Consider the following 13,864-nt stretch of genomic DNA (forward strand, 5'->3'; position numbering starts at 1 on the left):
AGCAGTTCGTATCATTCACTCCTGGTCATGCGATGCGGTTTGCGCATTCGGCATAGTCTGAGGCTCTCTCCTGTCATTTTGGCGGGAAGGAGTAGACATGACCATCGAAGCGTATTACGACAGTCCCAAGATGCTTAAACGGCTTCACGAAGGGCCGTTGGGAGTTCATATCGATCTGTTCGCAGCGCGGCTGCTGCGAGAGGGACATTGTCGACAAGGAGCATGGCGCAATCTTCGCGTGGCTTGCGACTTCAGTCACTGGCTCGCACGCAAACGGCTTGAGCTTGACGACATCAACGAGCAATCGATAGAAGAGTATCAGGAGTTCCGTCGCCGATATCGATGTCCATTTCTCAGTGATCGTCCTGCATTGATCAGACTGCTCGGTCTGCTTCGAGAGATCGATGCAATTCCTGCCAAGCCACCTTTCGCACTGGACGAGCTCGAACAGGTTGTGCAGGATTTTGACCGATATCTGATCCAGGAGCGCGGATTGGCGCGCGTGTCTGCCGTTCGCCATGTCCCTTTCGCTCGGCAGTTTCTGCGGGAGCATTGCCTGTCTGGCTATCCGCAAATCACCAGCCTGACTGGTTCGGACGTCATGACATTCATCGAACGTCATGCAAGAGACCACAGTCCGCAATCCGCGAAACATATGTGCTCGGCCATTCGCGCGTTCATGCGATTTCTGCAATACCGAGGTTACATTGCCGCCGATCTTGCGAGCTGCGTACCAGGTGTGAGAGCGTGGCAGCTCACATCGCTTCCTGCCTATCTGCTGCCCGACCAGGTTCAAACCGTGCTCAACGGCTGTGACCGGCATACTCCCGTCGGACGCAGAGACTACGCGATCTTGTTGTTGCTTGCTCGCCTTGGACTGCGAGCAAATGAGATTGCGTTGCTGACGCTCGATGATATTGACTGGCGTATTGGCCAACTCGCCGTTCACGGCAAGGGAAGGCGACGAGCTGAGCTACCGTTGCCGGCGGAGGTTGGCGCCGCAATGGTGGACTACCTAAAGCACGGGCGGCCGCAATCCGGGAGCCGACGCGTGTTTCTCCGGCACCTGGCTCCGCACATAGGGTTTGCATCGTCGGCGGCGGTTTCCATGATCGCCACGATGGCGCTCACACGCGCGGGAATCGATAATGTTTCGCACAAGGGCGCACATCTCTTCCGGCATAGCCTCGCGACTCAGTTGCTCCGAGCCGGTGCGTCATTGACACAGATCGGTCAAGTTCTCCGTCATCAGGATCATGACACGACCCGAATCTATGCGAAGGTCGATATCGCCTCGCTGCGCACGCTTGGCCTGCCATGGCCGGGAGGTGTGCGATGAACACTCTCTCGCAAGCGCTTCGGCAGTACGTGCTCATGCGTCGTGGTTTTGGGTTCAAGTTTGAGAACCAGGAGAGGCGGCTAACGAGCTTTGTCCGTTTTATGGATGGCCGCGCCGCTACCATTATCACGCACAAGCTCGCTCTTGAGTGGGCAATGCTGCCTATAGACGGGCGCGCGTCCTGGGCGTTACGCTTAACGGACGTGCGCGGATTTGCACGCTATCGGCGCATTGCGGAAATCAGGACGGAAGTGCCACCGTTGGGCATTCTTGTTGGTCCCTCACGCCCGAGACCCTATCTCTACACCGACGTAGAGATACAGAAGTTGTTGACGGCTGCGTTAGAACTTCCTCCGGCAGATGGCTTGCGTCGGTGGACGTATCACTGTCTGTTCGGACTGCTGGCCGTGACTGGACTGAGGATCGGTGAAGTACTTAACCTGCGACGAGAAGACGTTGATCTGGAAGACGGCGTTATCACGATCCGCGACACCAAGTTCGGTAAGTCACGCCTTGTCCCGGTCCACCACACAACCAGAGCCGTATTGGCGCACTATGCGCAACGACGAGACGCGCACATCTGGCCGCCGCACAGTCCATACTTTTTCATCGCTGAGCAAGGTGGCAAACTGTTGCACCAATACGTTCATCCGGTATTTTTGAAGCTTTCACGGCGAACGGGGCTTCGAAGCCCCGATGCCCATTCCGGTCCTCGTCTGCATGACTTCCGGCATCGCTTCGCAGTTCAGACGCTGCTCACCTGGTATCGATCGGGTCAAAGCGTCGAATCATGGTTGCCCGTGCTGTCCACGTATCTGGGGCACACCTGTGTGCGCGACACGTACTGGTATCTGTCGGCGTGTCCCGAATTGATGGGGCTCGCCGCGCGAAGGCTCGACGTGCGCTGGGGAGCCCCATCATGAGACCAACCCACATCTTGCCTGCGTTGATCGAACGCTTCTTCACAGAGCGATTGATGCGGCAACGCCACGTCAGCCCACACACTATCGCATCGTATCGAGACACGTTTCGTCTATTGTTCAAGTTCGCACAAGTCTGCCTGCGTAAGCCCCCATCCAGTCTCGACCTGTGCGATCTTGACGCGCCGCTGATTGCCGCGTTTCTCGAGGATCTGGAGACGCAGCGATCAGTCAGCGTACGGACACGCAACCTTCGTCTAACCGCGATTCGGTCCTTCTTCCGCTTCACCGCATTCGAGGAGCCTGCATACGCCGCCCACATCCAGCGCGTGCTCGCGATACCTACCAAGCGATACGATAAGCAACTCGTTCAGTTTCTGACACGCACCGAGATCGAAGCGCTTCTTGTTGCTCCTGATAGAACAACGTGGCTTGGACGTCGGGACTATGCTCTGCTATTGCTCGCGATTCAGACGGGGTTGAGACTCTCCGAATTGACAGGGCTCGATCGTGATTCGGTGCAATTGGGTTGCGGCGCACACGTTCGCTGCCTTGGCAAGGGGCGCAACTATGACGATCTCGGGAATATGCGCAGTTCCGCGCCACAGACGCCAATTCGTTCTTCTGCGATGGGCTGTGGATGGCGGATCCGTGGTGTGAACTGCGCATAATTACAAGCTTTCCAGGAACTGCATCAAGCGATCGGGCGGTCGATATCGCGCGATTCTGCTGTGAGGCGGTTGCAAAGTATTGAGCGCACGCTCCTTCATCGCGAGGTCGGCCTCGACGTACATGTGAGTAGTCGCTGGGCTTTCGTGTCCAAGCCACAGTGCAATGACACTCAGGTCAACGCCCGATTGCAGCAGATGAGTCCCAGTCGAGTGCCGGATGACATGCGGTGAAATGGGATGGCTTGATAGTTGAGGGCATTGCCTGGTGGCTGTCCGCGCTGCGAGTTTGAGCCGATCCGTAACGTTGGATCGCGTCATCGGGTTCCCCGAGCGATTCGGAAACAGAATCTGATCAGGCGATGACCGGATCCGCGGCAACCAGCTTCTGATTTGGCTCGCGGTTGAGCGCCACAACGGTACGGTGCGCTGTTTCCGGCCTTTGCCGTGGATATGTGCACAGGGCGCCTTATCCAGAACGACGTCACCCACCCGCAGACCGATCAGTTCGGAAACGCGTGCGCCAGTATTGTATAGCGTTGCAAACAGTACCCGGTCCCGCTGCCCGCACCAGGTGTTGGGGTCGGGTGCGGCGAGTAGTGCCTCGATCTCGTCACGCGACAGGTGGCCGATGAGCGGCCTGTCGAAGCGCTTCATTGGGATAGCTAGAGTGCTTTGGATAACAGCCAGCGAAGAAATATCCTTGAGGGCTGCGTACTTCAGAAATGAACGGATGGCAACAAGCCGCGAATTCCGGGTGCGCGCGCAATTATGCCGGTTGTCCTCCAGATGACGAAGGAAGGTCAGCACCAGATCCACGTTGACGTCTGCTAACGCCAGCTCGACAGGCGACTTATGCAGACGCGCCTGAGCAAACTGAAGGAATAGTCGAAAGGTATCCCGATAACTGGCTATCGTCTGCGGGCTGACTGCCCGTTGTTGCATTAGCCGCTCAACGAAGAATTGCTGTAGCAGCGCGGCGAAGTTCGACGACGAACAATGGCTTTGCCTTTTAGACATGACAGACTCCTTCTGTAAAGTGCTCGAAGCGCTGAGCCGCAATTGCCATCAGTTCCGGGATGCCCGTTAGATACCAGTAGGTGTCGGTCACCTTGGCATGCCCTACGTAAGTCGAAAGCATGATCATTGCGTTGTCGACGTCCACCCCTTGCTGGTACCAGAGCAACACCCTTCGGCAGATAAACGAGTGCCTCAGATCGTGGATGCGTGGAGCCGGATGATCACCACGGGCGACCCATCCCAACTGCGAACGCAAGGAACTGAAGACCTCCTCAACGGTACTGATCTTCATGCTGCTTCCGTGCACGATGAAGAAGTGATCGCTTAGCGTGATGGGCCAATCGCGATCCCGCAGCTCTACATAGTGTGCAAGTGCTCGCACGACCGTTTGATGAAGTGGAACGACGCGGGACTTACGATACTTCGTTACCCGAATCATCAGCAGGCCTTGATCGAGGTCGACGTCTGCGCGCCTCAGGTTAAGCGCCTCAGAAATCCGCAGTCCGGTGGCCGCGATCAGCCCGAACAGGGTTGAGTAGGTCACGGGCCGCAGTTTCTCCTTCGAGGGCAACGTCGAAGCAGCGGCCAGCAGTTCCCGGATCTCCTCATCGGCATAGATGTGCGGTGTCAAACGGCGATGGGCTCGGCCGAAAAGATAAAGCGGAGGAACTTCGGTGGCAGGGTCAAATTGCTGGAGATACCTTGCGAACGGGCGAACGATCTCAATCCGACGCGCCCAGGTAAAGGGCACCTGACTTGATGCAGATCGAGCCCAGGACGCTGCCAGTTTTACGGTGAGCGGCCCCTGGTGGCCGATCCGGTCGGCAAAGCAGGCAAAATCAAGAAGCCGGCGTCCCGTACACCGCAGGTCAAAACCAAGGCGGCGTCTTGACGCAAGGTAGTCCTCGGCGAGCGATAGCATTCTCACTGAACGTTTCATGATTCGCTCCCCGGCCAGGGCAGCGCGACCTTGGCAAGGCTCCTGATATCGACCGTGGTGTAAATCGCGGTAGTATCGAGGCTGCGGTGTCGAAGGATATCGGCGATTTCCTTCATAGGGACTCCAGCGTTAATCAGCCGACTGCCTACGCTGTGCCGCAATACATGGGTTCCCCTGCAGCGTGGATCGCTGCCGCATCGCGCATGAGCGGCACGGACGGTATTGCGAACGACGCTCGAGCCGACGGGTTCGGTAAGTGGAGCGCGATGCCGCAGAAATACCGCCCGGCTATCGGAGACCGGGCGCCCGTCAGTCAGGTATTGAGCAATTGCGCGCCCGGTCCGGGGCGGCAACGGAAGCACATCTGTTCGCCGCGCCTTGCCTGCTGATAACCGCAACGTCCCGTCGTGCCAGTTCAGGTCGTCCAGCTGTAGCGAAGCGACTTCGCCGGCGCGTAGTCCCAGGTCGACCATACACCGGGCCATTGCGTAGTCTCTGCGGCCGATCGCGGATTTGCGATCGAATGCGTTAAGAAACCGTTCCAGCTCCGCCTCACATAGCGAGTCTGGTAACGATGCGAACCGCCACTGGGCGATTTGTGGAATCGCGGCAATAAGGCACCGGACGTGATCTCCGTGCATTCCTCGGAAATGCAAGTAGCTCCGTAGTGCACTCCCAAGGACTTTGCCGGTGCTCGGCTTGCATCCTTCGAGGTGGCTGACTACAAATCGATGAACATGTTCCGGTTTGACCTGTGCCATAGTGATTCTCGATGCACCGAATCGCTCCGACAGGAACGTCCGTACGATGCGTGTACGCAACCTTCTCGTAGATGCGGCCAGCCCGCAGACCTGGTCAAGGTGTGCGTCAAATTCCCTGATCTCCTCCCGTATCAGACGGGGTGTGAAGTCGGGCTGATGGCGTATGTCCGCCCTCTGGCGCAGCACGACAAGCAGATGCTTTAAGGCCGACCCGACATGGTTCCTGCTTCTTGGCGTGCGCAATGGGCAGTCGCACTGAGGCAGGTGTTCATCCAGAAAATAGCGGATCAGCGCTTCGTCAATCTGACTGAGTTTGATGCGTCGCTTGCGCAGCCAATAAGCAAAGTGCGCGACGCAGCACAAATACTTACGGACGCTCCACGACGAATATCCGCGCCCAATCAAATACGTCGAATAGGCTTGATAGCTGGGTTTGAGCACGCCGTCCGTCAACCATGCCCGGGTCCGCTGCGGTAACGCGAAGTCGCTGTTCATGATACCCCTCCTCAAAAAGCCGAACTTGTCGACCTGCCTCCTGAGGAAAGCACTTTTATTATGCGCAGTCCACTACCGGTACCCGTGACCAAACACCCTTTACAAGGCGCCAAACGGACGTCCCTGCGCGGAGCTGCGCATATTCCCGAGTTCGTCATAGTTCCGTTCATGCAAATATTTGCATGATCGGAAAGAACGATGCACGCCATTGACAACGCATACCATCGCCACGCTCAAAGCCTGGCTGCAAGAGCCCCCGCGCAACGGCGCGCACGCGTTATTCCCTAATATAAGTGGTGGTCGGCTCAGCTCTGACTCTGTGCAACATCTTCTGGGCAAGTATGTATCCACCGCGAGTGCCTGCTGCTCGTCCTTGAAACGTAAGCGAATCACGCCACACGTCCTCAGGCACAGCGCTGCAATGGAACTACTTCATGCCGGCGTCGACTGCTCCGTCATTGCATTGTGGTTAGGACACGAATCGGTCGAAACCACTCAGGTCTATTTGCACGCTCATTTAGCCCTCAAGGAAGCCGCGCTGGCTAAAGTCAAGTCTTCGAACGGTAAACCATTGGGTCGATACCGTGCAGGCGATAAACTACTTGAGTTCCTAACCGCGTTGTGAAGAGTCCGACTATGCCGAGCGCGACCGATGTATGATCGGCAGCGAGGTCGCTTTTGCGGTGCCCAAATCGCCATCAGCATCAGCCGTTCGGCATAGCACGGGATTCGGCATGAACAGCCCTATGCCGCATCCGGCATAGGGTGGTACCGACCAGGGTGTAGATTGCGGCCCCGCGTTCGCCGCCGCTGTCGGAACCGAAGTGCAGGAAGTTTTTCCGGCCGAGAGCGACGGCACGTAAAGCGCGTTCGGCTGCGTTATTGTCGATTTCCACGGCGCCGTCATCGACGTACAGTGTGAGCGCCGCCCACTGATTCAACGCGTAGTTGATGGCTTTGGCGGTATCGCCTTTCTGCGACACCGTACCCAATGTCGAGCGCAGCCAGATCTCGAACGCATCGAGTAGCGGACGCGCCTGCTCCTGCCTGACACGTCTTCGTTCGTCTGGAGGCTGCCGCGAATCGCAGCCTCGATTGCGTACAGTTCGCCGATCCGGCGCAACGCTTCAGTGTTGACCTCGTTCCTGCGTGCGACGAACAGATCGTGGAATTTACGGCGCGCGTGCGCCATGCATGCAGCCTCGCGCACATCACCACCTTCATAGATCGCGTTGTACCCAGCGAACGCGTCGGCCTGCAACGTTCCGCTGAAGTCCTTCAGATGGGCCTGCGGATATTCACCAGCCCTTGTGGGACTGTATGCGAACCAGACCGCCGGCGCGTCCTTCGAGCCGGCTGGCCGGTCATCCCGAACGTATGTCCAAAGACGTGCGGTACGGGTCTTGCCGTTCCCGGGCTCGAGCACAGGTACGGGCGTGTCATCCGCGTGGATCTTCGAGGCGGCCATCACGTACCGGCGAACGACCTCTACCAGTGGTCGGAGCAACGCACTGCACTGGCCGACCCAGTCCGCGAGTGTCGAACGGCTGAGCTGCACACCGTCGCGCGCGTAAATCACTGACTGTCGATACAGGGGAAGGTGGTCACAGAATTTGGCGACCAGGACATGCGCGAGCAATCCCGGACCCGGCATACCGCGATCGATTGGCCGGCTGGGCGCAGCCGCCTGCGCGATGCAGTCGCAACACGTACAGGCCTTCTTGGGTCGGCGGTGACGAAGCACTCGCCAATGCCCCGGTACATAGTCGAGTTGCTCGGAAACGTCCTCGCCGAGTTCGCCAAGCGTGCCGCCGCATTGCGGACAGCACGCGTCGTCGGGCTGATGTACAACGTCTTCGCGCGGCAGATGTTCCGGAAGTGGCCTACGTCCTGTCGGCTTGCCGGTTTCTGGACGGGGCCTTGTCGGTGCGTCGATCGTCGCCGCGCTGTCGTCGGCCTGCAGATCTTCGAGACGCAATTCCAGCTGTTCGATCTGGCGATCAATCTTCTCCGACTTGCGCCCGAACTGCATGCGCTGGAGTTTCGCGATCCACAGCTTCAGGTGCTCGATCTCGAGCGCCCGGTCGGAGAGTGTCTTCCGGAGCGCCGTTACAGTGTCGCGCAGATCCGTGAGCTCGCCTTCGTGTTCACGTAACGCCGCCTCACGCGCGATCAAGAGAGCCTTCAAGGCCTCGATATCGTCCGGAAGCGTAGCGTCGCTGGATGCCATGCAGGCAGTTTACGCGCGTGCATTGCGCTACGGCCGCGTTGTCACATACGTTTACAAAGCGCTGCAGGGGCGCGCTGCATCAACTGGCTGTCGCCAGTCGAATCCTTCGAGCAGAAGTGCGAGTTGAGCGCTGGTCAGCGAAACGACCCCGCCGTCGGCACGGGGCCACGCAAAGCGCCCACGCTCCAGGCGTTTGTAACATACCTCGAAATGCAGGCTCTGGGGCTGCCACAGAACATCTTGTCCGCATCACTCACCCGTTCCATCCGTTCAGCGGACAGCAACTTCTTTGTGTAGGCGAGCGCTATAACCGGTCTGGTCGACGCCTCCTGCTGCGCATCGACGACAGGAGTTATTGCTCCGTTCCTCCGAAGTGGACCGATATGAGCGAGCCTGATCCCGAGATGTCCATGGGACGAGAGCGCGCGTTGTTCACGGTCAACGACTTGATGGAGCTTGCGCTACTCGTGAGACGCCTTTCGTACAGGCGTGCCGGGAGCGGTATTTAACCGTAAAGGGATTTTTGCCGCACATGTAAGGTAATTAACGCCGCTGAATTCCAGGATACGTCTCAACACGTGGAGATATGACAGCCTTTTTTGGTGTTAAAAACCGAACACAATCTAGCTTGACAAAGCGTGTTTCGCGGCATAATTTAATTACATTGAGATGCAACCATTTGGAGTGAATGTGCCGCCCAATGAACGCAAGCGCTCGAAGACGGATGTCCTCGCGGAGGACGGTACGCTGAATCCAACGCCGTCGAACGTTCTCGATGCCAAGTTCCAAGAGGGTGGATTCTTCGATCCCCATGACGCTGTGCAGGTCAAGTATGAGATGTTGCGTCGCGTTTCTGTTGAGAAGGCCTCCATAACGCAGATCTCCGACGAATATGGTGTTTCGCGGCCAACCTTCTATCAGGCGCGGGCGGACTTCGAGCAAGGAGGAATCGCAGGGCTGGTTCCGAGGAAACGAGGGCCGCACGGTCCGCACAAGATCCAGGGCGAGGTGTTGGCGTTCCTCAAGTTACAACACACGCCCGGAGAGCCACTTCGGGCGCGTGAACTGGCAAAGCTGGTTCGCAAAGAATTTGGTCTGGATGTACACCCGAGAACGATCGAGCGAGCGTTCGGTGTAAAAAAAACGGTGGAATAACGGGATGCTGTGCCTGGCCGTCGGCAGTTTCGTCGCCGATCGTCGCGCAATACGAGGTGATGCGTTCCGCCGCTCTTGGCGAGGCGTTGCCCGCAGAAGCCCGGCGCGGACTCAGCGTCTTTCTTGCTCGCGGTATGTGGGTGTGGGCACGCATGATGGTTCCAGGGCACGCACCGCTCGAACCAATCATTACCCGGTCATCGCCGAACGCTCAGCCCATCATCGAGCGCCAAAGCTTTATCTACGTACTCGCAGGCATGGCTGTGACGGTCAATGAGCGGAGAACACGATGAACGCGTCCCTTAAAGTTCAGCCTCACCACCTCGAACGGAGCGCTTACCTCTACGTCCGGCAGTCGTCGATGCGGCAAGTCCTCGAGAACGTCGAAAGCACAAAGCGGCAATATGCCCTGCGTGGACGCGCCACGGCGCTCGGCTGGCGCGACGAGCAGATCGTCACTATCGATAGCGACCAGGGGGAGTCTGGAGCATCGGCGTCCTGGCGGGAGGGGTTTCAACGATTGGTCACTGACGTGGGCATGGGCCGCGCAGGCATCGTCATGGGCCTGGAGGTGTCACGCCTGGCCCGAAACAATGCTGACTGGCATCGGCTCCTGGAAATCTGCGCGCTCGCTGATACGCTGATTCTCGACGAAGACGGGATATACGATCCAGCAAGCTTCAATGACCGGCTCCTGCTTGGGCTCAAGGGAACAATGAGTGAAGCCGAGCTCCATGTTCTTAAAGCGCGACTACGAGGGGGAATTCTGAACAAGGTCAATCGAGGTGAGTATCGGTGCCTGCTACCGACCGGCTTCGTGTACGACGACCTTGGTAACGTAGTGCTTGACCCAGATTCCCAGGTCAGAGAGACCATCACATACTTCTTTGAGACGTTCTTGCGAGTCGGCTCTGCCACCCAGACAGTCAAGGTCTTCAAGAAGGAAGGCCTCCTGTTTCCGTCCCGTATGCGCAACGCGAAGTTCTTGGTCTTCCAGCACCTCACCGCGTCGACGGCACTTCGGATGCTAAACAATCCGCGCTACGCCGGTGCTTACGCCTACGGCCGACGGCATTATCGAAGACTTGCTGACGGACGGAAAGTGCCGAGAAAGCGTGATCGCAATGACTGGCTTGCCTGTATCCCGGACGCACATCCTGGATACATTACGTGGGAGCAATTCCAGCAGAACCTTACGGTTCTGGAGACGAATGGTCGCGGGTACAAAGTTGCGCGATCGTCGCCACCACGCGAGGGAGCTGCTCTACTGCAGGGCCGCGCCGTCTGCGGACGTTGTGGCCGGTATCTCCGGCTTCGGTACGCGACGCGACGCGGACGACAGGAAGCCTGGTATGTCTGCGACCGAGCACAAGGCGCTCATGGAGAACCTACGTGCCAGTCGATTGCCGGAGCACCGATCGATGAAGCAGTTGGTGCACTGGTCGTCGCATCGATGACTCCGGCGGCGGTTGAGTTGGCGTGTGAGATTCGCAGGGAGATCGAAGCCCGCCACGATGAAGCCGACCGGTTACGTCTGCGCGCAATCGAACGCGCCCAGTTCGACGCAGATCTTGCACAACGGCGGTTCATGCTGGTCGACCCGAACAACCGGCTGGTTGCCGACACCCTCGAGCAGGAATGGAACGATAAGTTGCGCACATTGGCCGATGCGAAGGAACAAAGGGAGCGTAGCCAGCAGCAGGAACGTCTCATACTCGACGATGCGATCCGCGACCGGCTCATAGCAATGACGGGGGACTTCAAAACACTTTGGCGTGATCCATCGCTGGCGAATCGAGAGCGGAAGCGGCTGCTAGCCTACATCGTCGAGGACGTCACACTGGTCAAACTTCCAGACGAAGGGACAACAAAGATTCACGTTCGCTTCAAGGCCGGCAAGACTGAAACGCTCACGGCGCAGAATCCCAAAACATCTGCACAACAGGTCAAAACCCAGCCAGAGGTCCTGGAGCTCATCGACAAGCTTCTCGATGACCATACGTGCTCTCAGATTGCGCGGCTCCTTAATGATCGGGGTATCCGCCCCGGCGGTTGTGTCCGTCCAGGTAAGAGCAACATTCGGTTCGACGCACTGCGCGTCTCATACATCGCACAGCGAAACGGACTTCGATCCCGCCGCGATAGGTTGCGGGAACGAGGCATGTTGACGAAGGAGGAAGCTGCGAGCCGCCTTGGAATTCACGTTGCAACGCTCATCAGGTGGGTCGAATACGGCCTCGTCAAACGACACGCCTATAACGATTATGCGTTTCTCTATGAAGTCCCGGATTCCGACCCGCCAACAAAGCACAGCAGCCGATGGGATCGACTCACTGACCGCGCGAAAGTGGCGCGATCGAGCGTAGCCTCTAAAACCCTCTGATCCGCGAATAGGAGTTGCAGTATGAGTCCAGCTAGTTGGCGAACAGGCATAGGCCGCCGTCGCGCCAGTACAGGCATTTGATGAGGTCGCCACGTTTGCCCCTGAACACGAATATGTGGCCAGAGAATGGATCCTTCGCCAGCACGGTCTGCACCTTCGCGGCCAGTCCGTCGAAGCCGCAGCGCATATCCGTAAATCCGGCGGCAACCCAGACTCGCGTGTTTGCGAGCGGACCAATCATCGGACCAGGCACTGGATCACCACGCGAAGTGTGTCGGGATCGACGCTCCCTTCAACGAGTACCTCGCCTCGTGACAGCTGGATTCGGATCGTGCCGGGCGCCTGTGCCGAAGGCGTCGGTGCAGCCGGTTCGGCCGCGCCGCTGCCGTTGTCGCTGGCCTCATTCACGGTGACCGGCAGTAAGGCACATTCGCGAGCGTTCACGCCAAGGCGTCCATCCAGATACTGCTTGCGCCAGTCGAACAACTGATTCGCGTTCACCTCGTGACTGCGTGCAATCTCCGCCACCGAACGTCCACTGGATAACGTCTCTTCGACGATCTGGCGTTTCTCGTCCACGGTGCGCCGACGATACTTCCGGGCGCCTTTGACTTCGGTGAATTCAGTCACTGTGTCCATGATTCCTTTGTGGACACAGTCACATTTGTGCCCCCGGAAAGCATGGCTTCGCCTTCATCAGGCGTCTATACGGTCAGGGTCGGACGGTTACTGAAGACGCGTCTATGTTTGGTTTCAACTGTGCGTTTGACCCTATCTGCAGCGACGTGGGCGGTGCGTGCCCCGGCTGCATCCAGACTTCGCGCGGCTGTGAAACGTTCAACGTGGTGTCTCTCGGGCGTAACTACGCGGAGGGCAGGCCGATCAGCATCACAACCTTTGGGATAACGGCAGGCTACTGGGCCCGTACATCGACTTCAGCTTGAAGAGCTCAAAAATTGGTCCACGACACTCGCTGGAGAAACGCGCGTGCAACTGGTGTTTTCTCCTCCACGGTGCCGCGAGCAAGGCGAAGGACGCAAAGACACGTGCCACCAGTAGATTAACTATGCAAATTCAATCTGAGTTTGCCTAGGATCCGCACTATCCGACTTGGTCGATCCCGAACGTTTTACTAGTGTGCCGCGCTTTTCAGTTTTGGCTTCGCGTTTCGATCTGGCCGCGCTCCCATGGGACTGTCCGAACACTTCAACCGGCGAAAAGCCAAAGGCCGCAATGGTCGCCCGCACATCTTCGAGCGCCGGCCCATATTCGTTGCGCTTCGTTTCCTCGATCCTACGAACTAGTTCCTCGAGCTGCTTCGATAGCTCGCTGTACTGCGACATGCGCTGCTCCTTAACGTGACAAGGTAGTTTACCGCGAAACTTTTTCATCCGGAGGACGCAGATCGAGCTTCGGGAATGGTGAGGAATTCCTGGATGGTGAGCGTTTCCAGGAGGCAAAGAGCCGTGGAGAGGTGCTCCACCCTTCGCAAAGGTGAGGACTTCCAGGAGAGCGAATGGTTGATGGAAAGGTGAGTGTTTTCGGCGCATCAAGATCACCCGAAGGAGTCGCGCGGTACGCGGCAGGCAGATTGCTAGCAGGTGAAGGTTGCAGATGGAGAATAATCACCCTCCGGGTGAGGCGATTATTGCGATGCGGCATACAGACGGTCTCGCGGTGAATACCCGCATTCACTAAGGCGGGTTCTCGCCGGTGAGCAGTTTTCATGAACAGGCCTCACCAGGCAAATAGCTCAGCTTTGAGTGAGATTTTCCAGGATGGTGAGTGCAAGGAGGACCGACTCTTTCACCCGTCGCGTCGCCTAGCGTTTGAAAGTCGCGTTAGGGGGCGATGGCCTTGATGCAGGGAGCCCTCGACCGTACGTTGGCTCGGCGTAGGCGATTCGGCCAGATCTGATTTGAAGGTTTAAGGGGCGTCACCCACCGTAAAAGC

General features: G+C 57.9%; 14 protein-coding genes and 1 pseudogene. 7 read left to right on the plus strand and 8 right to left on the minus strand.

All coding sequences use genetic code 11. The annotated features are described in order from the left end of the window. Positions 1-97: 97 nt before the first annotated feature. The 3 genes from AYM40_RS21070 to AYM40_RS21080 are packed head-to-tail and all read left to right on the plus strand — an operon-like array spanning position 98 to position 2,930. Positions 98-1,339 (plus strand): site-specific integrase, encoded by a 1,242-nt coding sequence (locus AYM40_RS21070; protein ID WP_063498243.1) that lies wholly within the window; start codon positions 98-100, stop codon positions 1,337-1,339. Beyond that, the gene (locus tag AYM40_RS21075; protein WP_063498244.1) at positions 1,336-2,262 is read left to right on the plus strand and encodes a tyrosine-type recombinase/integrase; all 927 of its coding nucleotides are present in this window, start codon (positions 1,336-1,338) and stop codon (positions 2,260-2,262) included. Before AYM40_RS21070 ends, AYM40_RS21075 begins: the two co-directional genes overlap by 4 nt. After that, positions 2,259-2,930, plus strand: coding sequence for a tyrosine-type recombinase/integrase (locus AYM40_RS21080; protein ID WP_082855206.1), 672 nt, complete (start codon positions 2,259-2,261; stop codon positions 2,928-2,930). Before AYM40_RS21075 ends, AYM40_RS21080 begins: the two co-directional genes overlap by 4 nt. On the opposite strand, the gene AYM40_RS21085 is transcribed toward AYM40_RS21080, so the two are convergent. From AYM40_RS21085 to AYM40_RS21095, 3 genes are read right to left on the minus strand one after another with little or no spacing between them, the layout of a single operon-like run. Continuing rightward, complete coding sequence (locus AYM40_RS21085; protein WP_063498245.1) at positions 2,931-3,947, minus strand: site-specific integrase; 1,017 nt, start codon at positions 3,945-3,947, stop codon at positions 2,931-2,933. Continuing rightward, entirely contained in the window at positions 3,940-4,887 is a 948-nt protein-coding gene (locus AYM40_RS21090) for a tyrosine-type recombinase/integrase (protein WP_063498246.1), read from the minus strand. The genes AYM40_RS21085 and AYM40_RS21090 overlap by 8 nt, the downstream gene beginning before the upstream one ends. Continuing rightward, positions 4,884-6,143, minus strand: coding sequence for a site-specific integrase (locus AYM40_RS21095; RefSeq protein WP_063498247.1), 1,260 nt, complete (start codon positions 6,141-6,143; stop codon positions 4,884-4,886). Before AYM40_RS21095 ends, AYM40_RS21090 begins: the two co-directional genes overlap by 4 nt. A 178-nt stretch (positions 6,144-6,321) precedes the next feature. Between AYM40_RS21095 and AYM40_RS38760 the strand changes: the two genes are divergently transcribed. Further along, a complete protein-coding gene (locus AYM40_RS38760) occupies positions 6,322-6,768 on the plus strand; it encodes a tyrosine-type recombinase/integrase (RefSeq protein ID WP_082855207.1) in 447 nt (148 codons plus the stop codon). Between the two features lie 79 nt (positions 6,769-6,847). Here AYM40_RS38760 and tnpC read toward each other — a convergent pair. Both tnpC and tnpB (AYM40_RS43735) read right to left on the minus strand, forming a co-directional pair. Further along, positions 6,848-8,373 (minus strand): annotated as a pseudogene (gene tnpC, locus AYM40_RS21100) (IS66 family transposase). Between the two features lie 51 nt (positions 8,374-8,424). Further along, a complete protein-coding gene (gene tnpB, locus AYM40_RS43735; RefSeq protein WP_148662407.1) occupies positions 8,425-8,607 on the minus strand; it encodes an IS66 family insertion sequence element accessory protein TnpB in 183 nt (60 codons plus the stop codon). A gap of 14 nt (positions 8,608-8,621) precedes the next feature. On the opposite strand from tnpB (AYM40_RS43735), the gene AYM40_RS43740 reads away from it, so the two are divergent. The 3 genes from AYM40_RS43740 (at position 8,622) to AYM40_RS21110 (ending at position 11,911) form a co-directional block, all read left to right on the plus strand. Continuing rightward, entirely contained in the window at positions 8,622-8,882 is a 261-nt protein-coding gene (locus tag AYM40_RS43740; protein WP_408183663.1) for a DUF5372 family protein, read from the plus strand. 181 nt (positions 8,883-9,063) lie between these two features. Further along, a complete protein-coding gene (locus AYM40_RS21105; RefSeq protein ID WP_063494968.1) occupies positions 9,064-9,528 on the plus strand; it encodes a helix-turn-helix domain-containing protein in 465 nt (154 codons plus the stop codon). A 289-nt stretch (positions 9,529-9,817) separates the two neighbouring features. Next, positions 9,818-11,911: a recombinase family protein gene (locus AYM40_RS21110; protein WP_063498249.1), complete on the plus strand. Its 2,094-nt coding sequence runs from the start codon at positions 9,818-9,820 to the stop codon at positions 11,909-11,911. Between the two features lie 31 nt (positions 11,912-11,942). Here the strand turns inward: AYM40_RS21110 and tnpB (AYM40_RS21115) are convergent, their stop codons facing one another. The 3 genes from tnpB (AYM40_RS21115) to AYM40_RS41445 all read right to left on the minus strand — a co-directional run bounded on the left by tnpB (AYM40_RS21115) (position 11,943) and on the right by AYM40_RS41445 (position 13,254). Continuing rightward, complete coding sequence (gene tnpB, locus AYM40_RS21115; protein ID WP_082855208.1) at positions 11,943-12,152, minus strand: IS66 family insertion sequence element accessory protein TnpB; 210 nt, start codon at positions 12,150-12,152, stop codon at positions 11,943-11,945. Next, positions 12,149-12,550, minus strand: coding sequence for an IS66-like element accessory protein TnpA (tnpA, locus tag AYM40_RS43275; RefSeq protein ID WP_082855209.1), 402 nt, complete (start codon positions 12,548-12,550; stop codon positions 12,149-12,151). The genes tnpB (AYM40_RS21115) and tnpA overlap by 4 nt, the downstream gene beginning before the upstream one ends. Positions 12,551-12,975: 425 nt before the next feature. Then, complete coding sequence (locus AYM40_RS41445) at positions 12,976-13,254, minus strand: H-NS family nucleoid-associated regulatory protein (protein WP_063498250.1); 279 nt, start codon at positions 13,252-13,254, stop codon at positions 12,976-12,978. Positions 13,255-13,864 lie beyond the last annotated feature (610 nt).

Origin of the sequence: Paraburkholderia phytofirmans OLGA172, from assembly GCF_001634365.1 — a bacterium.
Lineage (GTDB): Bacteria > Pseudomonadota > Gammaproteobacteria > Burkholderiales > Burkholderiaceae > Paraburkholderia.

What these genes read in the sequence shown, in the direction of transcription:
- tnpA (WP_082855209.1), bottom strand. Translation starts at nt 12,550, where the DNA reads ATGGACACAGTGACTGAATTCACCGAAGTCAAAGGCGCCCGGAAGTAT.
- AYM40_RS21080 (WP_082855206.1), top strand. Translation starts at nt 2,259, where the DNA reads ATGAGACCAACCCACATCTTGCCTGCGTTGATCGAACGCTTCTTCACA.
- AYM40_RS21070 (WP_063498243.1), top strand. Translation starts at nt 98, where the DNA reads ATGACCATCGAAGCGTATTACGACAGTCCCAAGATGCTTAAACGGCTT.
- AYM40_RS21085 (WP_063498245.1), bottom strand. Translation starts at nt 3,947, where the DNA reads ATGTCTAAAAGGCAAAGCCATTGTTCGTCGTCGAACTTCGCCGCGCTG.
- AYM40_RS21090 (WP_063498246.1), bottom strand. Translation starts at nt 4,887, where the DNA reads ATGAAACGTTCAGTGAGAATGCTATCGCTCGCCGAGGACTACCTTGCG.
- AYM40_RS21075 (WP_063498244.1), top strand. Translation starts at nt 1,336, where the DNA reads ATGAACACTCTCTCGCAAGCGCTTCGGCAGTACGTGCTCATGCGTCGT.
- AYM40_RS21110 (WP_063498249.1), top strand. Translation starts at nt 9,818, where the DNA reads ATGAACGCGTCCCTTAAAGTTCAGCCTCACCACCTCGAACGGAGCGCT.
- AYM40_RS21095 (WP_063498247.1), bottom strand. Translation starts at nt 6,143, where the DNA reads ATGAACAGCGACTTCGCGTTACCGCAGCGGACCCGGGCATGGTTGACG.
- tnpB (WP_082855208.1), bottom strand. Translation starts at nt 12,152, where the DNA reads ATGATTGGTCCGCTCGCAAACACGCGAGTCTGGGTTGCCGCCGGATTT.
- AYM40_RS41445 (WP_063498250.1), bottom strand. Translation starts at nt 13,254, where the DNA reads ATGTCGCAGTACAGCGAGCTATCGAAGCAGCTCGAGGAACTAGTTCGT.